The organism is Ornithinimicrobium ciconiae (genome assembly GCF_007197575.1).
GTDB classification, from domain to species: domain Bacteria; phylum Actinomycetota; class Actinomycetes; order Actinomycetales; family Dermatophilaceae; genus Ornithinicoccus; species Ornithinicoccus ciconiae.
Map to the genome: position 1 here is coordinate 3,857,992 of NZ_CP041616.1, position 24,829 is coordinate 3,882,820.

Consider the following 24,829-nt stretch of genomic DNA (forward strand, 5'->3'; position numbering starts at 1 on the left):
CGGGGCAGACTGTCCGTGTGTCCCACGACGTCCTGACCCGCCCCGCCCGTGAGCCGGACCGCACCGTCTCCCTCGGCCCGGCACCGCACCAGGTGTATGACGTGTGGCTGGCTCCCGGAGCCCAGGTCACGGTCGTCCTGGTGCACGGGGGCTTCTGGCGGCAGGAGTGGGACCGGACCCACCTGCGCGCCACCGCCGAGGCGCTGGCCGGAGCGGGCTATGCCGTGGCCCTGCCGGAGTATCGCCGCACCGGGATGCCCGGCGGCATCTGGCCAGGGCCGGGCGAGGACGTCGCTGCTGCTCTCACGGCCATCCGCGCAGACCGGCTGCTGCCCGGCCCCACGGTGCTCGTGGGGCACTCGGCCGGTGGCCACCTGGCCGTGTGGTTGCTGCACCGGGCTGAGGCCGCCGGGGTCCTGGGAGCGGTCAGCCTGGCCGGCTGCCTGGACCTGCGGCTGGTGGGTCGACTCGGGCTGGACGACGGTGCGGCCGACGCCCTGATGGGCGGGACCAGCTGGCGCGAGGAGCCAGCACTCGACGCCGACCCCATCGACCTGGGACCGACGGCCGCGCCCACCCGGTTGCTGCACGGCACCGCCGACGAACAGGTCCCGCTGGAGGTCTCCCGGTCGTGGCTGGCCACAGCTGGCACCGCGGGACGGGACACGCTGAGAGTCCTGGACGGCACGGACCATTTTGACCTGATCGACCCGCGCTCGTCGGCGTGGCCGGTGCTGCTGGACGAGCTGCGCGCGCTCACGGGCCGCGAGCCAGCGGTCGCCGCGGAGGCGGCACGACAGCCCACTCCACCGACGGCAGAGCCAGAGCCAGCCGGTGGTGCCTCATGACCTGGCACGGCACCGACGGGCATCCCCGGCTGCACATCGTGACCGGCAAGGGCGGCACCGGCAAGACCACCGTCGCGGCGGCGCTGGCCGCCACCCTCGCGGCACGGGGACGCCGAGTCCTGCTCGTGGAGACCGAAGAGCGCCAGGGCATCAGCCAGGTCCTGGACGTGGCCCCACTGGGCACGGAGGAGACCGAGGTCGCCACCGGGCCGGACGGCGGGGAGGTATGGGCCCTGTCGATCGAGGCGGGGACCGCCCTGGTGGAGTACCTGCGCCTGTTCTACCGCCTCGGCCGGGCCGGTGACCTGCTGCACCGGATGGGCGCCATCGAGTTCGCGACCACGATCGCTCCCGGGGTGCGGGACGTGCTGATCGGGGGCCGGATCTATGACTCGGTGCGCCGCACCACCGCGGACCGGGGCGCCGGTGGCCGGCGTGGCCGCGACTCCGGTGGGCGCCCGGCATACGACGCCGTCGTGCTGGACGCACCACCGACCGGACGGGTCGGCAACTTCCTGGATGTGACCGGACAGTTGGCGGACCTGGCCAGGGTGGGCCCCATCCGCAACCAGGCCGACGCGGTGCGCGGGATGCTGCACTCCGCGACGACCGTGGTGCACGTGGTGACCCTGCTGGAGCAGCTGCCGGTCCAGGAGACCCTCGATGCGGTGCACGGCCTCGGGGCTGACGGTCTGCGGATCGGCGCCATCATCGTCAACCAGGCCCGGGACGCCTCCGCCCGTGAGCAGGTCGACCGCGTCGCTGCCGCGGAGGTCGACCCGGAGCATCTCGCCAGCCAACTGGCCACGGTCGGCATCCGGACGACGCCGACCATGGTCGACGGCCTGGTCCAGACTGCGCACGAGGCCATCCAGCGACGTGATCTCGAGGTCTCCCTCGAGGGCGCGATCGCGGATGCTGGACGCCCGGTGCTGACCCTGCCGCACCTGCCCCAGGGGGTCGGACCCGACGCGGTGTGGCGGCTCGCGGCCGAGCTGGCCCGGCAGGGAGTGGCGCTGTGACCGACCTGGACCTGGGTGCCCTGCTCACCGACCCGGCCACCTCCGTGGTGGTCTGCTGCGGCGCCGGCGGCGTCGGCAAGACGACGACCGCAGCCGCGCTGGCCCTGCACGCCGCCGAGCAGGGGCGCCGGGTCGTCGTGCTGACCATCGACCCGGCCCGACGGCTGGCCCAGGCGCTGGGGCTGACCGAGCTGGACAACACCCCGCGCCCGGTCGTCGGCGTCGACACCGCTGCCGGGGGGTCGCTGGACGCGATGATGCTCGACATGAAGCGCACCTTCGATGAGGTGGTGCTCACCCACGCGGATCCGGAGACGGCGCAGCAGATCCTGGACAACTCGATCTATCAGGCCCTGTCGTCCTCGTTCGCCGGGACCCAGGAGTACATGGCGATGGAGCGTCTCGGGCAGTTGCGCGCACAGGCTGAGGCCGACGGCAGCTGGGACCTGATCATCGTCGACACCCCACCGTCCCGCTCGGCGCTGGACTTCCTGGACGCCCCCACCCGGTTGGGCTCCTTCCTCGACGGCCGGTTCATCCGACTCATCAGCGCCCCGGCCCGGGCCGGCGGGCGCGTCGGCGCTCGGGCACTCGGCGTCGGCATGTCGGTGGCGACCGCGACCATCGGCAGACTGCTGGGCAAGCAGTTCATGCTCGACGTCAGCACCTTCGTCGCGGCGATGGACACGGTCTTCGGTGGGTTCCGGGCGCGGGCCGACGAGACCTACGCGTTGCTGCAGGACAAGGGCACCCAGTTTGTGGTGGTCGCCGCCCCAGAACGGGACGCCCTGCGCGAGGCGGGCTACTTCGTGCAACGGCTGGCCAAGGACGACATGCCCCTGGCGGGGCTCGTGCTCAACCGGGTCGCGGTGTCCCGGGCCCGCATCTCGTCAGACCGGGCGAGGGACGGGGCGGAGATGCTCGAGGAGTCCGGCGACCGGCATACGGCCGCGGTGCTGCGGGTCCACGCGGACCATGCGGAGACCGCCGCCCGGCACCGGCGCCACATCCGCGACGTCGCGGCCGCCTATCCCAGGCTCGCCACGGTGCAGGTGCCACTCGCCGGCGCCGACATCGCCGACCTGCCTGCGCTGCGCTCGGTCGCGGAGGCACTGACCAGCCAGTGATCTCAGGGTCTGACACTGCCTGAGACCCGCGATTTCCCAGGCTTGGCCGGTACTCTTATGTCTATGCGTGCCCCGACGACACTCGCCCGTGTGATATCGCTACTCGGCGCCTTCCTGGCGATCGCGGTGCTGATGGGTCTCATCGGGGCCGGGCTCCTGCTGCCTGTCGTCGGTGCCACCGGCTCGGCCGCCCGCGAGGGCGTGGGTCTCTTTGAGGAGCTGCCCGGCGACCTGGAGTCCAACCCGCTGGCCCAGCAGTCCAGGATCGTGGCGGCCAATGGCGACCTGATCGCCACCCCTGCCCAGGAGAACCGCATCCTGGTCGGTCTCGACGATATCTCGCCCTTCATGAAGAACGCGCAGATCGCCATCGAGGACGAGCGCTTCTTCGACCACGGGGGCCTGGACCTACGCGCCCTGTCCCGCGCGATGGTGAGCAACGCGACCTCGGACACCACGCAGGGCGGCTCGACGCTGACCCAGCAGTACGTGAAGATGATGCTGGAGGACCAGGCACTGCGCCAGGAGGACGCGGACGCCCTCAAGGGGCTGCGCGCCCGCGACGGGGTGGAGGGTTATGTCCGCAAGCTGCGCGAGCTGAAGTATGCCGTGACCCTGGAGCAGCGGCTGACCAAGGACCAGATCCTTGAGGGTTATCTCAACCTCGCCTACTACGGCGACCGGGCCTACGGCGTCGAAGCCGCGGCCCGCCACTACTTCGGCGTCAAGTCGGCAGACCTCAACCTGCCCCAGGCCGCCACACTGGCCGGGATCGTGCGCGCCCCGAGCATCACTGACCCGGTCAACTCCCCCAAGAACGCCCTGGCCCGGCGCAATGTGGTGCTGGACAAGATGTATCAGCAGGGCATGATCACCGAGAGCGAGTGGCAGAAGGCCCGCGACTCCGAGATCGAGCTGGACGTGCACGACAGCCAGCGGTCTTGCATGAACTCCCAGCACCCCTACTTCTGCGACTACGTCACGGAGTGGCTGCTGCAGCACGACGCACTGGGAGTCACCCGTGAGGAGCGGCTGGCCAAGCTGACGACCGGCGGGTTGACCATCACCACGACGCTGGACCCCGCGATGTCCAAGCTGATCGCTCAGCAGACCAAGGAGTACGCCCCGCCCGGCAACGAGTACAAGCTGGCCGCGGCGGCCGCGATGGTCGAGCCGGGCACCGGGCGCGTCATCGCCTTCGGGCAGAGCTCGGACTACAGCATCCAGGAGTCCCGCGACCGGTTCAGCTCGACGGCCGTCAACTGGAGCGTGGACAACCGTTACGGCGGCAGCAACGGCTTCCAGATCGGCTCGGTCGCCAAGGCGTTCACCCTCGTCACCGCCCTGGAGACCGGGGTGCCGGTCGAGGCCTCCCTCAACATCCGCGACGCCGTGCAGGTGGACCGCAACAACAACTGGCGCAACCCGGAGGAGCCCGGCTCCCACCCCGAGGGCGACACCCAGCCGGCGGTGATCTTCGAGCGCAGCGACTTCCAGGAAGGCTGCAGCATCGGCCAGGACGAGTGGGCCGTCCGCAACGCCGAGGGCGCCAACCACGAGTCGGTCATGACCCTGCGCAAGGCGACCAGGTCCTCGGTCAACACCGCGTTCGCGACGCTGGCCTCCCAGGTCGGCACCTGCAACATCCGCGACACGATGACCGCGATGGGACTGCACGCCGCCAGTGGCGAGCCCTACGGCTCCGGTGACGCGAGCGTGGCACCGACCTTCGTCCTGGGAGCCGACAACTCCAGCCCGCTGACGGTCGCGGCGTCCTACGCGACCATCGCCGCTGGCGGACTCTACTGCCCGCCGGTGCCGGTGACCAAGATCGTGGACTCCGAGGGCAAGGAGATCCCGCTGGACCTGCCCGGGTGCGAGCAGGTCATCGAACCCGACGTGGCGGCCGGCACCGCGGAGCTGATGCAGGAGGTCATGGTCGGTTCGGGCTTCCGCGCCCTCCTGGACGACAACCGACCCTCCGGCGGCAAGACCGGCACCGCCGATGAGTCCAAGCACACCTGGTTCGCCGGCTACACCCCGCAGCTGTCCACCGCGGTGTGGATCGGCAGCCCCGGCGCCAAGTACGAAGGTGACCTGAAGGACTTCACGATCGGCGAGCACCACATCGACGGCTGGTTCTACGGCTCCAAGCTGGCCACGCTGCTGTGGAAGGAGCTGATGGAGACCGCCCTCAAGGACGAGCCCATCGAGGACTTCGACGAGCCGTCCAACGAGGTCCTGCAGGGCGAGGAGCGCCCGGTCCCGGACGTGGCCGGTGAGCCGATCGAGGACGCGATTCGCATCCTCGGCGAGGCCGGGTTCATCACCGAGGAGTACACCCGCGGCTCGTCACAGCCGGAGGGCACGGTGCTCTACACCACGCCGTCACCCGGCACGATGATGATGGCCGGCAAGACCGTCTACGTCTATGTCGCCGGCGGCTGGGCCCAGTCGACCTACACCCCCCCGCCGGCACCGGCACCGGCTCCGGCTCCGTCCCAGCCCGCACCATCGCCGCCGCCAGCCCCGGAGCCCGCGCCTGCACCGGAGCCCGAGCCTGAGCCTGAGCCGGAACCGAGCCCGGAGCCTCCGCCGCCCAGCAACCCCGAGCCCCCACCACCCAGCAACCCCGAGCCGCCGCCCAGCGACCCAGGCCCCCCGCCCGGCGGTGAGCTGCCCCCGGGCATCGAGCCGCCCGGGCAGCGGGACTGATCAGACGCTGAGCGCCCGCTTCACGGCGGCGGCGATGCGCCCGCCCTCGGCCCGCCCTGCCACGCGGGGCTGCAGCACCTTCATCACCTGGCCCATCTGCGCCATGCTGCTGGCTTTCACCTCGGCGACGGCTGCAGTGGCCAGCTCGTCGAGCGCTGCGTCGTCGAGCTGTGCGGGCAGATAGCCCTCGAGGACCACGAGCTCGGCCTGCTCCTGGTCGGCCAGTTCCTGGCGGCCGGCACCGACATACGCCTCGGCTGCCTCACGGCGCTTCTTGGCCTCCTTGGCCAACACCTTGAGGACCTCTTCATCGGCGAGCACCCGTGCTTGCGTGCCGGCGACCTCCTCGGTGGAGACGGCGGTCAGTGCCATGCGCAACGTCGCCGAGCGCACCTTGTCCTGCGCCCGGATGGCGTCGTGCAGGTCGTGCTGGAGGCGGTCCTTGAGTGTGGTCTGCTCGGTCATGGGGCCAGTCTCTCACCGCCTCCCCGTCCCGGTCGCCGGGATTTGCGATGATCACGGGGTGATTCCCGTATGGCGTGGAGCAGCCGGTCTTGCCGGGTTGGGTGCCGGCGTGCTCGCCTGGAGCACCCTGGTGGAGCCGCGGGCGTTCGTCCTGCGCGAGTTCGAGGTCCCGGTGCTGCCCTCGGGCGCGCGCCCGGTGCGGGTCCTGCACCTCAGCGACCTCCACCTCGTCCCCGGGCAGCGCACCAAGCAGGACTGGGTGCGTTCTCTGGCTGAACTGGAGCCCGAACTAGTCGTGACGACCGGTGACAACCTGGCCCATCAGGATGCGGTGCCAGCAGTGCTCGACACCTACCGGGACCTGCTCGACATCCCCGGGGTCTTTGTCCTCGGCAGCAACGACTACTACCCGCCCACGCCTAAGAACCCGCTGCGCTACTTCAACGACAGCCACGAGAAGGGTGAGGCGCTGACCACCCGGCGCCTGCCCACCCAGGACTTGGTGGACGGCTTCACCCGGACTGGCTGGCTGGACCTCACCAACGCGCGCGGGCGCCTCGAGCTGGGCGAGCTGTCGGTGGAGTTCGTCGGCGTGGACGACCCGCACCTGGAGTACGACGACTACGGGACGGTCGCCGGTCCTGCTGCCCCGGGCACCGACCTGTTCGTCGGCGTCACCCACGCGCCCTACCAACGCGTGCTCGACGCGATGGTTACCGACGGTGCCGCGTTGATCCTGGCCGGCCACACCCACGGCGGCCAGGTCTGCATCCCCTTCTACGGCGCACTGGTGACCAACTGCGACCTGGACACCCGGCGGGTCAAGGGTCTGTCCCGGTGGTGGCCAGGAGCCGGCTCCACCCCCTCCGACGCCGCTCCCCCGGATGCTTCCTGGCTCGAGGTGTCCGCAGGACTGGGCGCCTCGCCCTACTCCCCGTTCCGGTTCGCCTGCCGCCCAGAGGCCACGCTTCTCACCCTCGTGTGAGGGCGATTCGGTCGGTGGTCTGATCCTGGGTTAACATTGCCGACGCTGCGTGCCGCACGGCACGAGCCACGGGGTGTGGCGCAGCTTGGTAGCGCGCTTCGTTCGGGACGAAGAGGTCGCAGGTTCAAATCCTGTCACCCCGACCACAAAGATACCGGCTCTGACCTGCGGAAACGCGGCCAGGGCCGGTTTCTCTTTGGACTCCCGGGCATAACTGGGGCATAACCCAAGGCAGCTGCGGACAGGGAAGACCTACGTCGGCACCGCCACGGCCGATGATGCCGCCAGCCGCCCAACACCAGAGCACCGGCTGCGGCGACGACCAACCAAGAACCGCCCGACCCCCGGCCGAGGGCTCGTCGGTTCGTCGGCCGGTGGGTCGGTTGCGCACGCACTTGCATTATTATCGCTGTATGACGATGACAGCGAGCAACTCGGGTGGGAGACAGAGGGGCTCCGGGACCGGCGGTCTCGATGTGGCGGCGGCTCTGTTCCACGGCTTGTCGGACCCGTCGCGGTTGGCGATCCTGCAGCACCTGACCGTGGGGGAGCATAGGGTGCGGGACCTGACGGAGCACCTGGGGCTGGCGCAGTCCACGGTCAGTGCGCACCTGGCGTGCCTGCGGGACTGTGGCCTGGTGATCTCGCGCCCGCAGGGTCGGGCCTCGATGTTCTCGCTGACCAGTGCCGCTGAGCTGCTGGGGGTGCTGGACGCGGCGGAGCGGCTGCTCGCGGCGTCGGGGTATGCGGTGGCGTTGTGCCCGAACTACGGGGTGGGGACCGCGGGGAATCCGGTCCCGGAGGAGCTGCGCACGCACGCTGGGCAGGAGGCGGGGGCGTGAGCGGGTCGGAGACGCCGCAGCGGGAGGTGGGGGTGGATGCGTGCGGGTGCGTGGTGGCCGCCGGTCCGCCAGCTGTTGCAGGACAGGCCCAAGAGCCGGCGACTCGGCTGTGGCAGGTGCGGGAGGTCCAGCTGGGGCTGCTCTCCGGTGCGCTGCTGGGTACCGGGTTCCTCGCCGGGCTCGCCAGATGGGACACGCTCGGGCTGGTGCTCGCGGCGGCGGCATTGGTCGTGGGTGGTTCCACGTTCGTGCCGGGTGCGTTGCGCCGCCTGGCGCGCGGCAAGCTCGGGGTGGGTCTGCTGATGACGATCGGCGCGGTCGGGGCGACCCTGCTGGGGCAGGTGGAGGAGGCCGCCGCGCTGGCGTTCCTGTTCTCCTTGAGTGAGGGACTGGAGGAGTACTCGCTGGTCCGCACCCGGCACGGGCTGCGCGCGCTGTTGGACCTGGTGCCCAAGGAGGCGAGTGTTGTCCGCGGCGGCCGGGAGCTGGTGGTGAACCCGGCGCAGTTGGTGGTCGGGGACCTCATGGTGGTGCGCCCCGGGGAGCGGCTGGCGACTGACGGGACCGTGCGGGCCGGGCGAAGCGCAGTGGACAGCTCGGCCATCACCGGTGAGTCCATGCCGGTGGAGACCGGACCGGGTCAGGACGTCTTCGCAGGATCGATCAACGGCACCGGGGCCCTGGAGGTGGAGGTCACCTCCACCGCGCAGGACAACTCCCTGGCCCGGATCGTGCATGTCGTGGAGGCCGAGCAGTCCCGCCGCGGCGCCACCCAACGGCTGGCCGACCGGATCGCCGGCCCCCTGGTGCCGGGCATCCTGATCGCCGCAGCACTGACCGCGGTCCTCGGCGCGCTCCTGGGCGACCCGTCGATCTGGGTGCACCGGGCCCTGGTCGTGGTGGTCGCGGCCTCCCCGTGCGCGCTGGCGATCTCGGTGCCGGTCACCGCGGTCGCGTCGATCGGGGCCGCCAGCCGCCGCGGGATCCTCATCAAGGGTGGCGCCGCGATGGAGGCTCTCGGGAAGGTGCGCACCGTCGCCCTGGACAAGACCGGCACCCTGACCCGCAACCAGCCGGCCGTGATCGACGTCGCCACCGCCCCCGGCACCGATCGGGAACAGGTGCTGGCTTGGGCGGCCGCGCTGGAGGCGCGCAGCGAGCACCCGCTCGCCGCAGCGATCCTGGCCGCCACCGACCGGGTTCCCGCCGCGCAGGACGTCGAGGCCATCGTCGGTGCCGGGCTGGTCGGAACTGTCGACGGTGCCCGGGTCCGGCTGGGCAAGCCCGACTGGGTCGACCCCGGCACCCTGACCGGGCAGGTGAGGGGTATGCAGCGTGCGGGCGCGACCGCGGTCGCGGTCGAGGTGGACGCTCACGTGGTCGGCGCGATCGCCGTCCGGGACGAGCTGCGGCCCGAGGCCGCCGAGGTCATCGCGGCCTTTCGTGACCGTGGCTATACCGTGGCCATGCTCACCGGAGACAACCACCTCACCGCCGCGGCCCTAGCTGCCGAGGCCGGGATCGAGCAGGTGCACGCCGACCTGCGCCCGGAGGACAAGTCCACGGTGGTGACCGGGCTGCGCGGCCGCCGTCCGACCGCGATGGTCGGTGACGGCGTGAACGACGCGCCCGCGCTGGCGACCGCCGACGTCGGGATCGCGATGGGTGCGATGGGCACCGACGTGGCGATCGAGACCGCCGACGTGGCATTGATGGGTGATGACCTGCGGCTGCTGCCGTTCGCGTTCGACCACGCCCGCCGTACCCGCACCATCATGCTGCAGAACGTCGTGGTCTCCCTGGCCCTCATCGCGGTCCTGATCCCGCTGGCGCTCCTGGGCATCCTCGGCCTCGCGGCAGTGGTGCTGATCCACGAGCTGGCCGAGGTCCTGGTGATCGCCAACGGCATCCGCGCCGGACGCGCCAGACAGCTGCCCACCCTGGCACCCACCCCGGCAGATCGCGCAGGTCTGAAAGGAGCTACCGCTTGAGCGCCGGCCACGACCGCGGTGCCGGAACGAGCCACCGGCCCGCCTAGCCGTCGCCTTCGCGATCACCGCGAGCATCTCTCTCCCGAGGCCATCGGAGCTATGTGGACCTGCTCCCTCACGCTGCTCGTCGACGCTGGGCACATGCTGACTGACGCCGCCGGATCCGTGGAGTCGCGCCCGGCCCACTTTCGCGCTCCTCGGCGACCGCACGGATGACCCGCATACCCTCGGCCCTCCACGCCGCACCAGTCCAACGACTCCCGCGCGCTCACGCCCTCCTCCTCGACCATCGAGCGCAACGCCGCACCCGCGCCCCGCCCGTGATCGCTCACCAGCGCGTCCTGCTCCCCCAGCAACACCGCCACGATCTCGCCCAGCCGAGACAGCCGCAGATCCCGCTCCACCCGCTCGACCCGCACCATCTCCCCCACGGCCCGAGCACGCGGCCCCGCCTCCCGCCGGGCCATGTGCTCACCCTTGCGCATGCCGCGCACCGTCGCCTCGATCAGTGAAACCTTGACATCCTTACAAGCGCACCAGGGACTCAGCACTTCCCGTGCAACCCGCAGCACCCGCGAGCCGTGCACGCCACCGCGCACTCCTCGCGTCCTACGTCCCCACCCGTTCCTCGCTCCGCTCATGTGCCTTACACCTCTTGCATCGACGGGTTAAGCGAGCATTATCGCGTCAGAAGTCACACCCGCCGGGTGGTCTGCGGATTAGTAGGGACTCCGACGTCCCCACGCGTGTCCGTTGACCAGGGACGCCCAACTAGGTGTAACGTCAGGAGCAACAATATGGCTTCTGCGGCAACGACGGATCGGCGGTCCTGATGGTCGGTATACCCGGCTCGGCGGGGCTCGTCCTGGTCGCCGGGGTGGCTCATCTGAACGAGGAGAGCGCCGTTTTCGAGGCGATGCTGACCGGGTGGGGTCGTCAGCAGGCCTCCCGGCTGCTGGGTGAGAAGACCATCAGCGACCGGGTCCGGCTGGTCCGTCGGTTCACCGAGTTCGCCGAGTCCTACCCGTGGTCGTGGGGCCCTGGGGACGTGGAGGACTTCACGGTATCCCTGGCCAGCGGGGACGGTCGTCGGTCACCCTCGACGATCCGCGGGTACCACCTGGCGCTGCGGATGTTCTGCGATTACCTCACCGACGCCCGGTACGAGTGGCCCCGCCAGTGTCGCGACCGGTTCGGCTCGGTGCCCTCGCAGGTGTGCCACGAGTGGAACACGGTGGCGCACCTGAACGAGTACGAGGGCCGCCCGGCACGGCGACCGCTCACCTACGGGGAGTTGCAGGATCTCTTCGACCACCTGGACGCCCAGGTCGAACGGGCCGCGTCCTCGGGCCGCAAGGGAGCGTTGAGCGCGTTGCGGGACGCGCAGGTCTTCAAGACCGCCTATGCGTTCGGCCTGCGCCGCAACGAGCTGTGCCGCCTGGACGTGGCCGACCTGCGCCCCAACCCGCACGTGCCCAGGTGGGGAACGTACGGCTCGGTGCACGTCCGCTACGGCAAGGCCGTTCGCGGCGGTACCCCGCGCCGCCGCACGGTCCTGGCGGTGCCCGAGTTCGACTGGGCCATCGAAGGGATGCGGCAGTGGGTCGAGCAGGCCCGTCCGCTGTTCGGCGTGCCTGGACATCCAGCCCTGTGGGTGACCGAGCGGCTCTCACGGGTCTCGTTGCGCCACTTCGACGCCCGTTTCGCGACGGTCCGCCACCAGGCGGGCCTGGACCCGGCGTTGTCGCTGCACTGCCTGCGCCACTCCTACGTGACTCACCTGGTCGAGTTCGGCTACCCCGAACGGTTCGTCCAGGAGCAGGTCGGGCACGCCTACGCCTCGACCACCGCGATCTACGCCTCGGTCAGCAACGACTTCAAGGACAAGACGCTCAAGGCCGCGCTGGAGCGCGTCTACGCACCCACCGATCAGGAGGACCAGTGATGACCGTCCGCACCGTGATGGGGTGGAACCTGCGTCAGGTGATGGCCACCCACGGCATGTACCAGACCTCCGAGCTCGTCCCGCTGCTGGCCGAGCGCGGGGTCCACCTGTCCCGTGAGCACGTCTACCGGCTGGTGGCCCGGACCCCGCAACGGCTGAACATGGAGGTCCTGGCCGCGCTGTGCGACATCCTGGACTGCGAACCGAACGACCTGCTGGTCCCTACCGTCGTGCAGGAGCAAGCCTCCAAGACCGGTACCGGGGAGGGCGGACCGGGCATCGGTGACCTGCGTCCGATCCGGGCCCGGGTCCGCCGCCCTCCTGAGGACCGGTGAGCCCGCGCCCGCGGCTGCCGCGCCAGGACTGCGCGCACTGCGGGCGCCACGACCGATGCACCCGGGTCGTCCTGGAGAAGGCCGTCTGCCAGCGCTGCACGCTGCGTTTCGCCCGGACAGCCCAGCCCTGCCCCGGTTGCGGGCACATCAGGGTGCTGGCCTTCTACGACGACCGGCGCCGGCCGGCGTGCGCGGCCTGCACCGGCAACGAGACCGTCTACGCCTGCACCGCCTGCGGGCGGGAGGACTCCCCGTGGGGCCGGCTGTGCGGGCACTGCGCGCTGCAGGAGAAGGCCACCGTGCTGCTGTCCAGCCCCGACGGGGTCATCCACCCCCGGCTGCGGCCGGTGTACGACGCCCTGATCTCGGGCCCACGACCCCAGTCCACCCTGTACTGGTTCACCCGCTCCACCGGCCCGGCCACCCTGGGCGCGATGGCCCGCGGCGAGCTCGACATCTCCCACGCGACCTTCGAGGCCATGCCCGCGAGCAGGACGAACAGCTACCTGCGCGACCTGCTCACCGCCCTGGGGGTCCTGCCGCCCTTCCACGCCGAGCTCGAGCGGGTCAGCCCGTGGCTGGAGGAGCTGCTGAGCACCCTGCCGGCCGGGCAGTCCGAGGTCCTGGCCCGGTTCGCCCGCTGGCAGGTGCTGAGCAGGCTGCGCCGCCAGGAGCATCACGGGATCCTCACCCACGGCGCGATCTCGGCAGCCAGGGCGACCATCGTCGTCACCGCGCGCTTCATGGACTGGCTCACCGAGGACGGCACCGACCTGACCGACATCGGCCAGGGAGATCTGGACCGGTACGCGCAGCAGCACCGCGCCCGCGCCCTCGCGCTGCGACCGTTCCTGGCCTGGCGCGCCCGCACCGGTCTCGGAGGGAATCTGTCCGTGGCCACCCGCCCCAGCACCCAGCCCGCCGTCACCCTCTCCGATGAGGACAGGTGGGCGCACGTCCAACTGCTCCTGCACGACGACACCATCCGCCTCTACACCCGCGTCGCCGGCCTGTTCGTCCTGCTCTACGCCCAACCCCTGGCCCGGGTCGTCCGCATGCGCGCCCACCAGATCACCGTCAACCCCGACGGCGTCGTCACCGCCACGTTCGACACCTTCCCCATCGAGCTGCCGGACCCGCTCGACCGCCTGGTTCGCACCCACCTGACCCGTCGGGGGCAGGCCTCCTACGCCAGCCGCGCCGAAATATGGCTCTTCCCCGGCGGCATTCCCGGCAAGCACCTGGCCACCGAGAACGTCCGCGCCCAGCTCGTCGAACGAGGCATCCAGCCCATGGCAGCCCGCAACGCCGCCATGTTCCAGCTCGCCGCGAGCATGCCCACCCCGATCCTCGCCGACATCCTCGGCCTGGCACCCAACACCGCGACCCGGTGGGCCGCCCTGGCCTCCCGCGGATGGAGCACCTACACCGCGCAACGCGACACCCACCTGCGCCGTGCTGATCCCTACGAAGCTGATGCTTCCGAGAGCGCTGCGACGAGCTGCTGCACGGTCGGCGACCCGGCCACCCCTTCCGGTGTGCGGTACAACCGGCACGACAACGCCACCGGCGCTGCTGGTTCAGCGAACGGATCCACACCATCGATCAGCACCGACGGCGAGCCCAGGAACCCGTAGGACTCCGCCTTCTCCGGCGTGTCCACCACCACGCGCTCCACCTCGACCGGCTCCCCGTGTACCTCGAGCGCCTCGCGCAGACGCGCCTGCGCCAGCTCCCAGTGCGGGCACCCGTCGAAGTAGAGGAATTGCACCTTCACCCGTTCATCCTGCCCCAGCTGCGCGTAGCGGAGGCCGGCGGGGTGTCCGCGATGCCGGTACCGAGGGGCTATAAGGACACGTTCCAATAGGGCTGTCCACCAGTACCCCTGGGCGATTCGTGAGTCCCTGACGGCAGTTTCGGGGCTTTAGGGGGTGTGGTGATGTCGATTCACAAGCTGGCGGCGGGGTCGGGGTATGACTACCTGACCCGGCAGGTCGCGCGTCAGGACGCCACCGAGACCGGGCATGTGGGGTTGGCCAGCTACTACACGGCCAGGGGTGAGTCCCCTGGTGTGTGGGTGGGCTCGGGCATGGCCGGGATCGTGGGTCTCCAGGTCGGGGATGAGGTCACCGCCGAGCAGATGGCCCGGTTGTTCGGCACCGGTGAGCACCCCCTGGGCGAAGCGGTCGGTGGGTCGTTGGGGGCAGCGTTCCGGGTCTACACGGGGCGGGAGGATGTGAGCCCGTTCCGGGTCCAGGTCGCCCGAGGTTTGGAGCAGTACAACCGGTCCCAGGGGCTGCCGGCGAACCACCCCATCGCGGTGCAGGAACGGGCTCGGATCCGCACCGAGGTCGCCTCCGAGATGTTCGGCAAGGAGCACCAGCGGGCACCGCTCAGTGAGCGGGAACTGGCCGGGTTCATCGCGGTCCACTCCCGTTCGAAGACCACGGCCGTCGCGGGGTTCGACCTGACCTTCTCCCCCGTGAAGTCCGTGTCCACGCTGTGGGCAGTGGCCGACCTGTCCACCGCGGCACAGATCGAAGCGGCTCACCAGAGAGCCGTCGGTGACGCGTTGGCCTTCCTGGAGGGCCATGCCCTGTTCACCCGGACGGGCAGGAACGGTGTGCAGCAGGTTGACGTGCGGGGCCTGGTCGCTACGGCGTTCACGCACCGTGACTCCCGGGCTGGGGACCCCGACCTACATACGCACGTGGCGGTGGCGAACAAGGTGCAGACCCTGGACGGGAAGTGGCTCTCGATTGATGGGAGGTTGCTGTTCAAGGCCGCCGTGACGGCGTCGGAAACGTACAACACGGCCCTGGAGAAGCACTTGAGGCCCCTCGGCCTGGCCTTTGAGGAACGCCGAGGCACCGACCCCCAGAAGCGTCCAGTCCGGGAGGTGGTCGGGGTCGACCCGCGCCTGAACCAGCGGTGGTCCTCCCGGCGGGCCAGCATCGAGGCCCGGCGTGGCGTGCTGGCCCGGGAGTTCCAGGGCAGGCACGGTCGCCCGCCGACTCCGGTTGAGTCGATTCAGCTGGCGCAGCAGGCCACTCTGGAGACCCGCGAGGCCAAGCACGAGCCGAGGAGTCTGGCGCTACAGCGCGCGACCTGGCACGCCGAGGCCGCACACGTCCTGGGTGGCGAGCAGGCGGTCCAGGCCATGGTGCACAACGCCCGCAGCGGGGCCATCAGCAACGAGCGGGGCGATCCGGTCACCCAGGACTGGGTGCAGGAGACGGCACGGCGGATCGTGGGCACGCTGGAGTCGTCCCGCTCGACGTGGCAGGTCTGGCACGTCCGCGCCGAGGCCCAACGCCGAGTCCGCCGCATGGACCTCCCCGCTGAGACTGTTGAGGCCCTGGTGGACCGGCTCAGCAAGGAAGCTCTGCGGCTCAGTCAGGGGCTGGCGGTGCGCAAAGACCCCGTCGTTGAGCCCTCACCGCTGCGCCGGGTCGACGGCAGCAGCGTCTACCACGTGGCTGGTTCGGACCTGTTCACCTCCACCACCGTCATGGACGCCGAGCATCGACTGGTGGCCACCGCGGGCCGTCTCGACGGCCGCCGAGCCGCCCCGGAGGCGGTTGAGGTCGCACTGTTGGAGTCGGTGGCCAACGGTGTCACGCTCAACGCCGGCCAGGCCGCCCTCGTACGGGAGATGGCGACCTCCGGTGCCCGGTTGCAGCTGGCGATCGCGCCGGCCGGTGCCGGGAAGACGACCGCGATGCGGTCCCTGACCCGAGCATGGCAGGAGTCCGGCGGCACGGTCCTGGGACTAGCCCCCTCCGCGGCTGCCGCGGCGGTCCTGCGTGATCAGGCTGGGACCCACACCGACACCCTCGCCAAACTGGTCTGGACCCTGGCCCACGACCCTACGAACCTGCCGCCCTGGGCCGAGGATACTGGTCCAGACTCCCTGGTGCTGGTCGATGAGGCGGGGATGGCCGACACCCTCTCCCTGGACAAGGCGGTGGCGTTCATCACCGGCCGTGGTGCCTCGGTCCGGCTCATCGGGGATGACCAGCAGCTCGCGGCCATCCGTGCCGGTGGGGTGCTGCGTGATATCCGCGCCACCCACGGCGCCCTGCACCTGTCCGAACTGATGCGGTTCACCGGTGCCGCCGAAGGTGGCGCCTCCCTGGCGCTGCGAGACGGCAAACCCGAGGCCCTGGGTTTCTACCTGGACGCCGGGCGGGTTCACGTCGGGGATATCGCCACCATGACCGAGGCGGTGTTCAGCTCCTGGCAAGCCGACCGAGCACGCGGGCGTGACGCGATCATGCTCGCCCCCACCCGGGAACTGGTCGCCGAACTCAACCAACGGGCCCGTGCCCACCGGCTCGAAGGGATCGACACCCCCGGCCCGGTGCTCACCCTGGCCGACGGCAACGAGGCCTCCGTGGGTGACCTGGTCATCACCCGGACCAACGACCGGCGCTTGAGGATGACCGCGACCGACTGGGTGAAAAACGGTGACCGGTGGACCATCCTCGATCTTCCCGGCGACGGGTCTCTGCAGGTGCAGCACACCCGCACACACCGCGTGATCGCCCTGCCCGCCGGTTACGTCCACAACTGCACCGAACTGGGGTACGCCACCACCGTCCACAGGGCCCAGGGAGTGTCCGTGGACGTGAGCCATGCCCTGGCGACCGGGGCGGAGTCCCGCCAGCAGCTGTACACGATGATGACCCGCGGTGCGCACGCCAACCACCTTTACCTGCAGGTCGTCGGTGACGGGGATGAGCACAACCTCATCAAGCCTGGCACGGTCCACCCCCAGACCGCCACCGACCTGCTCGAGGCGGTCCTTTCCCGTGATGAGTCCCCCGTCTCGGCCACCACGATGGGCCGCACGCTGTCCGACTCGGCGCACTTGCTCGGCCAAGCGTGTGACCGGTACCTCGACGCCCTCTACACCGCAGCCACCGACCGTCTAGGCCCCGATCAACTCGCGCGGCTCGAGGAGGTCGCCGACCTCCTGGTTCCTGGCCTCACGCAGGCACCGGCCTGGCCGACACTCCGTGCCCACCTGACCCTGCTGGCCGCTAACGGGACCGACCCTGCCATGGCGCTCGGTGCTGCGGTGGCCTCCCGCGAGCTGGACACCGCCAGTGACCCCGCCGCGGTCCTGGGATGGCGCCTGGATGACTCCGGCCTGCGCAACGCCGGCCCCGGCCCCCTGCCCTGGGTACCCGGCGTCCCGCACACCCTGACCGAGCACCCCACCTGGGGTGACTACCTCACCCGCCGTGCCGCCCTCGTGGTCAGCCTGGCAAGGGAGGTCGCCACCCAGGCTGTCGGCTCACTCGTCCCTGACTGGGCAGCCCAAGGCGGCACCACCCGCCCCGGCGACGACCTCTTGGCCAAGGTCGCGGTGTGGCGTGCCGCCACGCACGCCGGCCCCACCGACCTGCGCCCCACCGGCCCGCCCCAGGTCGACAAGGCCCCCGCCCTGCACCAGCGGGCGCTGCGTGAACAACTGGCCGGCGGCCGAGCGCCCGCACTGGCCGAGTGGGGTGACCTGATCGCACGACTGTCACAGCAGGCCCGCTCCGACGACTTCGCCCCGGTCCTGGCCGAACGGCTCGCTGCCGTTTCGCGGGCCGGCCTGGACGCCGCCGGCCTGGTCAGCTCAGCCGCGCAGACCGGTCCCCTGCCCGATGACCACGCTGCCGCGGCACTGTGGTGGCGGATCGCCGAGCACCTCTCCCCCGCCGTCACCGCGCAAGCCGACGAACCGCACACCGTCACTGCCGGGTGGGTGCCGACCCTGGCCGACAACCTCGGCACACCCCGGGTGCAGGCCATGCAGGACAGTCCCTGGTGGCCGGCCCTGGTCACCAGCATCGACCACGCACTACAACGCGGCTGGACGATCCCGCAACTCGCGTCCACGGCACCCCAGGACGGTGCCGACATCGACGATGACCTGGCGGATCAGCGTCCTGACCGACCCGCCACCGGTTGAGGACACCGTGCCCGCAGCCGAAACAGCGCATCCAGAGGAGTACCTCCCCGGTCGAATCGACCTCGACGTGCCCTCGAACGTCGCCACAGACACCGAGTGGGACTCCTACCTCAACAGCCTCGGCACCACAGACGCCCCGGCCCACCACCCAGAGACCACCGACGCCGCGCCCTTCGACACGGTGCCCATTGGCAGCGGCGACTTGGACGCCGGCCTCGCACTGGCCGCGCTGGTCCGCGAAACGCTAGGACCGCTGGAGTACACCGACGCCGAGCTCGACCACATCTTCGAGCGGGAGATGGCAGCCCGTGAGTCAGTCGTCCCTGTGGGACGGCTCGCGCAGGTCAACGCGATGGCCCTGGAGTTCTACGAGGACCGGTTCGCCACGAACGGGTGGGCCCGGGACTACCTGAGCGGCCGGTTCGGGCAGGACGTCGCCGGGCACCCCCACATCCACCCCGGCTACGCACCGGCCGGGCGGACCACGCTGCTCGACCACCTCCGCGACCGAGGGGTCAGCGACCTCGAACTCACCCAGACGGGACTAGCGACCACCACCCGGCACGGGCGGCTCATCGACCGGTTCCGGGACCGGGCCCTCTTCCCGATCCACGACACCCGCGGACACGTCCTGGGCTTCATCGGACGCCGCAACCCCGAACACACCGACAACACCCCCCACGCCGGGCCCAAGTACCTCAACACCCCCAGCACCCCGCTGTTCAACAAGGGCGACCAGCTCTACGGGCTGGTCGCCGACCTCCTGGCCTCCGGCGCGACACCGGTCCTGGTCGAAGGACCGATGGACGCCCACGCCGTCACCCTCGCCGGCCACGGCCGATATGTCGGTGTCGCACCGCTGGGCACCGCCCTGACCGAAACCCAGGCCCGTCAACTCGCCGCCTACTCACCTTCGCCGTTGGTCGCCACCGACGCAGATCTGCCCGGACGTCTGGCCGCCGAACGCGACCACTGGCTCCTGAGCCAACACAACCTCACCCCGCTCACGCCCACCCTGCCACCCGGGTCCGACCCCGCAGACCTCCTCGAACGACGAGGGCCTGACGTGCTGCGCAGGGTCATCGATGACGCCCGACCACTGGCCGAGACACTGCTGGAGGAGCGGCTGGCCAACCTGCCCCCAGCGCAGGCACTCCCCGCAGCGGCCACAGTGCTGGCCACCCACTCCCCCACCAGCTGGGACCCCGGCACGGCCAGCATCGCCGAGACTCTTGGCATCACCCAGAAGGAAGCCCACCGGACCCTGCACAAGGCCATCCAGACCTGGCATACGGACCCACGCAGAGTCGTCGCTACCCAGCTCGACAACACACATGACGTCAAGACCCGAATGGAGGAGCGCGATGCCCAAGCGCCCGAGGCCCGGTGGGTCGCGGTCGCCACACAGATCGACTCACGCCTCCCCCACGAGGCAGACTGGCCCGCGCTAGCCCGCGTCATGCAGCAACTGCACAACGAGGGACACGACGTAGCCGTCCTCGCCCAGAAGACCGTGGCCGAAGAACCACTCGCGGACCGATCCGCCCAGGACCTCCGCTACCGACTCATCACCGAACTCCCCAGCGGTCACGTTGCACCCAGACCGACCAACGACCCGACCAAGTCCCGTGCCATCGACCTGGAACGCAGAAGCCGCCTTTCTGTGGCTTCGCACCCAGATCAGCTCGGCCCCTCTCGGTAGGCCCGTCCGATCCTGCCCGCGCGCCGGACGAAGAGAACGCAACAAGTAGAAGTCCCTCCAACTCCGACCGCACGCACGTTCGACTTGACCTCTGCTACAGCAATGTAATGACAACCGTCGATACGAGAGGAGAAGTCTCATGAACTGCTGCGATCACGAGCTGGGTGGCCAAACTTCGGTGAGCGTGTAGCGGTGTGCGTGCACTGCGGCGCAGGGGGTCTGTTTGGAGCCGCCACGGTTCGCGAGACGGAGCGCTACCAACAGAACGCAGGTCGGGTCGCCGTCAAGGCCGCCACCCACAACCGGCAGATCTCATGTGCGACGACGGCCCAGGTGATGGTTGGCTTGGGAGGGTCGGCACACATCGACACGTAGGTCACAGCCGCATAGCCGTCTCCGTGGAGGGTGCTTCTGGCCCATGAGGGCGGCGACGAGTTGAAACTCAGCCGACTCGCGGCCGACCGGGCATCCATCGGCGCCGATCTCCACGCCGACAATGACGACCGGCTGGGACGTCGACGTGCGCGATCGCGGTGATAAGACAAACGGCCGCTCAGGCTCGGTAAACGTGATCTGCCCCGGAGGCTACGCCAGTCTCGTGCTCGGCACGGGACAGAGTTTCGGCGAGCAGCCTGTGAACATGGGGATCCTGAGCCGAATAGTAGATGAAGGTACCTACACGGCGACTGTCGACTAGACCGGCGAGTCGCAGCTTGGCCAGGTGCTGGCTGACGGCGGTCGTGGATGAGCCGATGTGCTCGGCCAGTGCCGTAACACTGGCCTCCTCCTGCAGTAGTGCCCAGAGGATCTTCACTCTGGTGGGATCGGCCAGCATGCGGAAAGTCTGAGCCGCCAACTGGGCGTGGACCTCCGTCGGCACCGGCAGGATGGGTCGCTCGTGCACCCACCCACCATACAACCGAAGATTCGTAATTGCATGACTACGCAAGTATTGTAGCAGCATGGAGAACCGGGAACCTTCAACTGGTAGCGCGCACCACCACGAGAGTCCGCATCAACACGAGCATGCCAACGAGCACGGTTCCGGCCTATGGTCTCGGGTCCGGCACGCGCTGACCCCGCACAGCCACGACCACAGCGAGGCCATCCAAACTGCCGATGAGGCCAGCCGGGAGGGTATCCGCGCCGCGTGGTTCAGCCTGGCCGGGATGGGCGCGACCGCCATCATGCAGATCGTCATTGTCGCCCTCAGCGGGTCGATCGCGCTCCTTGCGGACACGGTGCACAACCTGGGCCACCTGGCAACCACGATCCCGCTAATCATCGCCTTCCGCCTGGGCAGACGGGCGCCGACCCGACGCTACAGTTACGGCTACAAACGAGCAGAAGACCTGGTCGGACTGCTCATCGGCCTGGTCATCGCCACCTCCGCCGCCCTGATCATCTGGGAGTCGGTACGGGCGCTGAGCAACCCCCGCGAGTTGACTCACCTGGGGTGGGTCCTCGCGGCCGCACTCGTCGGCGCCCTAGGCAACGAGGCGGTGGCGATCTACCGCATCCGGGCTGGCCGTCGAATCGGGTCAGCAGCCTTGATCGCCGAGGGACAACACGCCCGCACCGACGCCCTGACGTCCCTGGCAGTGGTCGTTGGTGTCGCCGGTGCGTGGGCCGGGATGCCGCAGCTGGATGCGATCATCGGCCTGGTCATCGCCGCAGTCATCATCGCCGTCCTGTTTTCATCGATGCGGACTGTGATCCGCAGGCTCATGGATGGCGTAGATGACGGAACGCTGGACCGCATCGAAACAGTCGCCGCCGCCGTTGCTGGTGTCGTGGCGGTGGACCGGTGCCGCGCCCGCTGGATCGGGCACCGCCTGGAAACCGATCTGGACATCGATGTCGACCCCGACCTCAGTCTTCAGGACGCCCACGCTATCGCCTACAGGGTGCACCGCACACTGGTCCAAAATGTTTCACATCTAGACCGCGCCACCGTCCACGTCAACCCCGCTGGCATCCCCACGGCGCACAGCCTCGCCGTCTGACATGGGACATACCCTCAGCGCAAGGGACGGGCTGGTGAAACCGGACCACCCACGCGCGCTCGTGCGGTGTTGCTGTCGCAACGTGCAACCGCGCAGCTGGGGCGTACCCAGCAGGTGCAAGTGGTGTTGCCACCATGACCGACCTTCATGTCCGCGCGCAAGTTCCTCATCCGGACTCCGTCACCTCAAACTGGACCGCAACCCTGCTCGTGAGCAGCCCGTCTCAAGCCGCTTCACGACATAGAGATGGGACTGCTGCACGGGTAGGTGACACCGAGTCTGTGGTGCTGTGAGGCGCTGCAGGGAAGGATGTGCACCATGCCCAAGCCGTATCCCCAGGAGTTCCGTGACGATGTTGTCCGGGTCGCCCGACAACGCGAGGAGGGGGTGACGATCAAGCAGGTGGCCAAGGACTTCGGGATCTCCGAGTCGTGTCTGACGAACTGGATGACCCAAGCCGACCGCGACGCCGGGATCAGGCCGGGTCCGGACCGTGAGGAGCTGGCCGAGCTGCGGGAGGCCAAACGGCGCATCCGGCTGCTGGAGCAGGAGAACGAGGTCCTGCGCCGCGCCGCGGCGTACCTGTCCCAGGCGAACATCTCCCCAAAATGATGTACCCGCTCGTCCGAGAGCTGGCCGTCGACGGGATCCCCGTCACGGTGACGTGCCGGGTGCTGAAGATCGCTCGCCAGCCGTACTACCGCTGGCTGAAGGGACCGGTCACCGACGCCGAGCTGGCGGCGGCCCACCGCGCCAACGCCCTGTTCGACGCCCACCGCGACGACCCGGAGTTCGGGCACCGGCTGCTGGCCGACGAGGCCCGCGACGTCGGGGAGGGCATGTGCGACCGGACCGCGTGGCGGATCTGCTCGGAGAACGGCTGGTGGAGCGTCTTCGGCAAGAAGCGAGGCAAGAACGGCAGGAAGCCGGGGCCACCCGCGCACGAGGACCTTGTCGAGCGGGACTTCACCGCGGCCGGCCCGAACCAGCTGTGGTTGACCGACATCACCGAGCACGGCACCGGTGAGGGCAAGCTCTACCTGTGCGCGGTCAAGGACGTCTGGTCGGGCCGCATCGTCGGATACTCCATCGACGCCCGGATGAAGTCGCGCCTGGCGGTGCAGGCCCTGGACAACGCCGTGGCGACCCGTGCCGCGCACGGCATGGACGTTGCCGGCTGCATCGTCCACTCCGACCGCGGCAGCCAGTTCCGGTCGCGGAAGTACCTGGCCGCGCTGCGTCGCCACCACCTGGTCGGATCCATGGGCCAGGTCGGCACGAGCGCCGACAACGCCGCGATGGAGTCCTTCTTCGCCCTCCTGCAGAAGAACGTCCTGGACCGCCGCCGATGGGCCACCCGCCAGGACCTGCGCATCAGCATCGTGACCTGGCTCGAGCGCACCTACCACCGGCGCCGTCGCCAGGACCGACTCGGCCGGTTGACGCCCATCGAGTACGAAGCCACCATGGCCACAGCCGCCCCTCAGGCGGCCTGACCCAACCTGTCACCTACCCGTGCAGCAGTCCCGATACTTGTCCGCACCGCAGTGACGCCGCGGCCCCTGAGTGATCCTCATTCAGCCGGTCCCCTACAGGTCAACCGCACTCATCCCGCGGCTCAGTCACTCAGTTGGTTGGCTGCGCCAGGCCGGGCAGCGACCGTCTGCATCGGGGATGCAGGTCCGCATGTGGTCGCTGCCCAGGCGCGTGGGCATGGTCAGGGTCGACCGGCTGCCATCAAACCGGAGGCGTAGTTGATGTCGTTGATCTTGGACCCGTTCCAACTGGACCAGTCGCGCAGGGAGTGGATGACCTGCCCGTCCCCGAGGTAGATCGCGACGTGGAAGATGCCGGATGCGGAGCCGTTGTTGCTGTAGAAGACGAGGTCACCGCGTTGGATCTCTGAGAGGGGGACACGGTTCGTGGCGTGGTACTGGGCCTCGCTCTGATGGGGGAGGCTGATGCCGGCCGCGCGGAAGGCTGCTGTCGTGAATCCGGAGCAGTCGTAGGCACCGCCACTGCTCGAACCCCAACTGTAGGGCAGTCCCAGGTTGGCTTGGGCCCAGGCAATAGCTGCTTCGGCGCCCTGACCAGTGGCCGGCGACGCTTCAGGGGAAGATGGCTCGGGGGGTGCTTTCTCCCGGGGCTTAGACCGGCTCGCCGCGCTGTCCTCGGTGCGGGTGTCTGCAGCTGTGGCTTGGTCACCGTTTGTGTTCTCGTCACCGGCACCGCCGGTGTCCTCGGTGGTGGGTTCGGCCGGCTCCTCGGTGGTGGTCTCGAGGCGAGTTTCTGGTTCTGGCTCGGGAGTGACGCCGGTGAATCCGAGTTCACCGAAGTGCGCGTGCTGATCACCTTCGGCGGGGGCCGGGACTGCCTTGACCGGAAGATCACTGTCCAGGTCTTCGGAGGCCACCTTCAGCGCGTCCACAAGGGTCGACCAACTGTCAGCGGTCGGGTTCGCGACCTGGGATCTCTGCGGCACCGGGGACTGGTGGATGCTGACCGCGTCGACGGAGCTGGTCAGGATTGCCGGTGCTGCCGGGGCTGCGGCGCCGATGGTGGCGACGAGCAACCCGGAGGCTGCCAGGGTGGCGCTTCCGGATAGGGGCCGGGTCAGGTTCAGGGCGGCGCGGTGGCGCCCGGGCAAGCGTCGATTCATCACGGGGGTAACCTCTCCGGCGCCTGCGGGGTTAGCTGTCGGGCTCGGGCTGGAGTTGCCCGGCGCTGACCCAGAGAAGTTGAGTCAGCCCTGTGCCCCAAGGAACGTTCGGCGTTCCGCGAGTGGGTCCCCCGCTCTTGTCTGGCGGATGTTTGTTTGAGCCAGAGCGCTGACAAGATTCGGCGGACGCCCGGCACCTGCCCACGGCTGAGCAGGTTA

At 69.7% G+C, this 24,829-nt stretch carries 18 protein-coding genes, 1 tRNA gene, 1 pseudogene and 1 riboswitch; of the genes and pseudogenes, 15 read left to right on the forward strand and 5 right to left on the reverse strand.

The window, feature by feature from the left end:
• The first annotated feature begins 17 nt into the window (after positions 1-17).
• The 4 genes from FNH13_RS17870 to FNH13_RS17885 all read left to right on the forward strand — a co-directional run bounded on the left by FNH13_RS17870 (position 18) and on the right by FNH13_RS17885 (position 5,712).
• A complete protein-coding gene (locus FNH13_RS17870; RefSeq protein WP_202878820.1) occupies positions 18-848 on the forward strand; it encodes an alpha/beta hydrolase family protein in 831 nt (276 codons plus the stop codon).
• Entirely contained in the window at positions 845-1,870 is a 1,026-nt protein-coding gene (locus tag FNH13_RS17875; protein ID WP_143784684.1) for an ArsA-related P-loop ATPase, read from the forward strand. The genes FNH13_RS17870 and FNH13_RS17875 overlap by 4 nt, the downstream gene beginning before the upstream one ends.
• Positions 1,867-2,997: an ArsA family ATPase gene (locus tag FNH13_RS17880; RefSeq protein WP_407669921.1), complete on the forward strand. Its 1,131-nt coding sequence runs from the start codon at positions 1,867-1,869 to the stop codon at positions 2,995-2,997. The genes FNH13_RS17875 and FNH13_RS17880 overlap by 4 nt, the downstream gene beginning before the upstream one ends.
• A 90-nt stretch (positions 2,998-3,087) precedes the next feature.
• The gene (locus FNH13_RS17885) at positions 3,088-5,712 is read left to right on the forward strand and encodes a penicillin-binding protein (protein WP_165700171.1); all 2,625 of its coding nucleotides are present in this window, start codon (positions 3,088-3,090) and stop codon (positions 5,710-5,712) included.
• On the opposite strand, the gene FNH13_RS17890 is transcribed toward FNH13_RS17885, so the two are convergent.
• A complete protein-coding gene (locus tag FNH13_RS17890; RefSeq protein WP_143784686.1) occupies positions 5,713-6,177 on the reverse strand; it encodes a GatB/YqeY domain-containing protein in 465 nt (154 codons plus the stop codon). It abuts the gene before it with no gap.
• A gap of 109 nt (positions 6,178-6,286) precedes the next feature.
• Between FNH13_RS17890 and FNH13_RS17895 the strand changes: the two genes are divergently transcribed.
• The 4 genes from FNH13_RS17895 to FNH13_RS17915 all read left to right on the forward strand — a co-directional run bounded on the left by FNH13_RS17895 (position 6,287) and on the right by FNH13_RS17915 (position 9,995).
• Positions 6,287-7,162 carry a metallophosphoesterase gene (locus tag FNH13_RS17895; RefSeq protein WP_228266480.1) on the forward strand — a complete coding sequence of 292 codons (876 nt, stop codon included), beginning with the start codon at positions 6,287-6,289 and terminating at the stop codon, positions 7,160-7,162.
• 69 nt (positions 7,163-7,231) lie between these two features.
• A tRNA-Pro gene (locus tag FNH13_RS17900) sits at positions 7,232-7,308 on the forward strand.
• 273 nt (positions 7,309-7,581) lie between these two features.
• Positions 7,582-8,004: an ArsR/SmtB family transcription factor gene (locus FNH13_RS17910; protein ID WP_143785228.1), complete on the forward strand. Its 423-nt coding sequence runs from the start codon at positions 7,582-7,584 to the stop codon at positions 8,002-8,004.
• On the forward strand, positions 8,001-9,995 hold the full coding sequence (locus tag FNH13_RS17915) for a heavy metal translocating P-type ATPase (RefSeq protein ID WP_143784688.1): 1,995 nt from the start codon (positions 8,001-8,003) through the stop codon (positions 9,993-9,995). Before FNH13_RS17910 ends, FNH13_RS17915 begins: the two co-directional genes overlap by 4 nt.
• 62 nt (positions 9,996-10,057) lie before the next feature.
• On the opposite strand, the gene FNH13_RS19375 is transcribed toward FNH13_RS17915, so the two are convergent.
• Complete coding sequence (locus FNH13_RS19375; protein ID WP_202878821.1) at positions 10,058-10,480, reverse strand: hypothetical protein; 423 nt, start codon at positions 10,478-10,480, stop codon at positions 10,058-10,060.
• Between the two features lie 347 nt (positions 10,481-10,827).
• Here FNH13_RS19375 and FNH13_RS17925 point away from each other — a divergent pair, with 347 nt between their 5' ends.
• Genes FNH13_RS17925 through FNH13_RS19875 form a run of 3 tightly spaced genes read left to right on the forward strand, consistent with a single transcriptional unit; the run spans position 10,828 to position 13,912 of the window.
• A complete protein-coding gene (locus tag FNH13_RS17925) occupies positions 10,828-11,940 on the forward strand; it encodes a tyrosine-type recombinase/integrase (protein WP_122263978.1) in 1,113 nt (370 codons plus the stop codon).
• Positions 11,940-12,275, forward strand: coding sequence for a helix-turn-helix domain-containing protein (locus FNH13_RS17930; RefSeq protein ID WP_075957825.1), 336 nt, complete (start codon positions 11,940-11,942; stop codon positions 12,273-12,275). Before FNH13_RS17925 ends, FNH13_RS17930 begins: the two co-directional genes overlap by 1 nt.
• Positions 12,272-13,912 (forward strand): hypothetical protein, encoded by a 1,641-nt coding sequence (locus tag FNH13_RS19875; protein ID WP_202878822.1) that lies wholly within the window; start codon positions 12,272-12,274, stop codon positions 13,910-13,912. Before FNH13_RS17930 ends, FNH13_RS19875 begins: the two co-directional genes overlap by 4 nt.
• Here FNH13_RS19875 and FNH13_RS20065 read toward each other — a convergent pair.
• Positions 13,825-14,052, reverse strand: a pseudogene (locus tag FNH13_RS20065) (thioredoxin family protein); the annotation flags it as partial. The gene FNH13_RS19875 and the pseudogene FNH13_RS20065 sit on opposite strands and share 88 nt — an antisense overlap.
• Before the next feature lie 162 nt (positions 14,053-14,214).
• Between FNH13_RS20065 and mobF the strand changes: the two are divergent.
• Both mobF and FNH13_RS17950 read left to right on the forward strand, forming a co-directional pair.
• On the forward strand, positions 14,215-18,243 hold the full coding sequence (mobF, locus tag FNH13_RS17945; RefSeq protein ID WP_143784689.1) for a MobF family relaxase: 4,029 nt from the start codon (positions 14,215-14,217) through the stop codon (positions 18,241-18,243).
• A complete protein-coding gene (locus FNH13_RS17950; protein ID WP_143784690.1) occupies positions 18,200-19,945 on the forward strand; it encodes a toprim domain-containing protein in 1,746 nt (581 codons plus the stop codon). The genes mobF and FNH13_RS17950 overlap by 44 nt, the downstream gene beginning before the upstream one ends.
• A 553-nt stretch (positions 19,946-20,498) precedes the next feature.
• Here FNH13_RS17950 and FNH13_RS17955 read toward each other — a convergent pair.
• Positions 20,499-20,849, reverse strand: a complete 351-nt coding sequence (locus FNH13_RS17955; RefSeq protein ID WP_228266481.1) for an ArsR/SmtB family transcription factor — start codon at positions 20,847-20,849, stop codon at positions 20,499-20,501.
• 58 nt (positions 20,850-20,907) lie between these two features.
• On the opposite strand from FNH13_RS17955, the gene FNH13_RS17960 reads away from it, so the two are divergent.
• Both FNH13_RS17960 and FNH13_RS17965 read left to right on the forward strand, forming a co-directional pair.
• Entirely contained in the window at positions 20,908-21,951 is a 1,044-nt protein-coding gene (locus FNH13_RS17960; protein WP_143784692.1) for a cation diffusion facilitator family transporter, read from the forward strand.
• A gap of 318 nt (positions 21,952-22,269) precedes the next feature.
• Positions 22,270-23,447, forward strand: a protein-coding gene (locus FNH13_RS17965) for an IS3 family transposase (RefSeq protein ID WP_228266482.1) whose coding sequence is annotated in 2 segments (ribosomal slippage) — positions 22,270-22,542 and positions 22,545-23,447 — 1,176 coding nt in all. Because the reading frame shifts where the segments join, the coding sequence is not laid out codon by codon here.
• A gap of 221 nt (positions 23,448-23,668) precedes the next feature.
• Here the strand turns inward: FNH13_RS17965 and FNH13_RS17970 are convergent.
• Positions 23,669-24,610, reverse strand: a complete 942-nt coding sequence (locus FNH13_RS17970; RefSeq protein WP_228266741.1) for a C40 family peptidase — start codon at positions 24,608-24,610, stop codon at positions 23,669-23,671.
• Positions 24,611-24,615: 5 nt separating this feature from the next.
• Positions 24,616-24,767: riboswitch (cyclic di-AMP (ydaO/yuaA leader) on the reverse strand.
• Between the last annotated feature and the right edge of the window lie 62 nt (positions 24,768-24,829).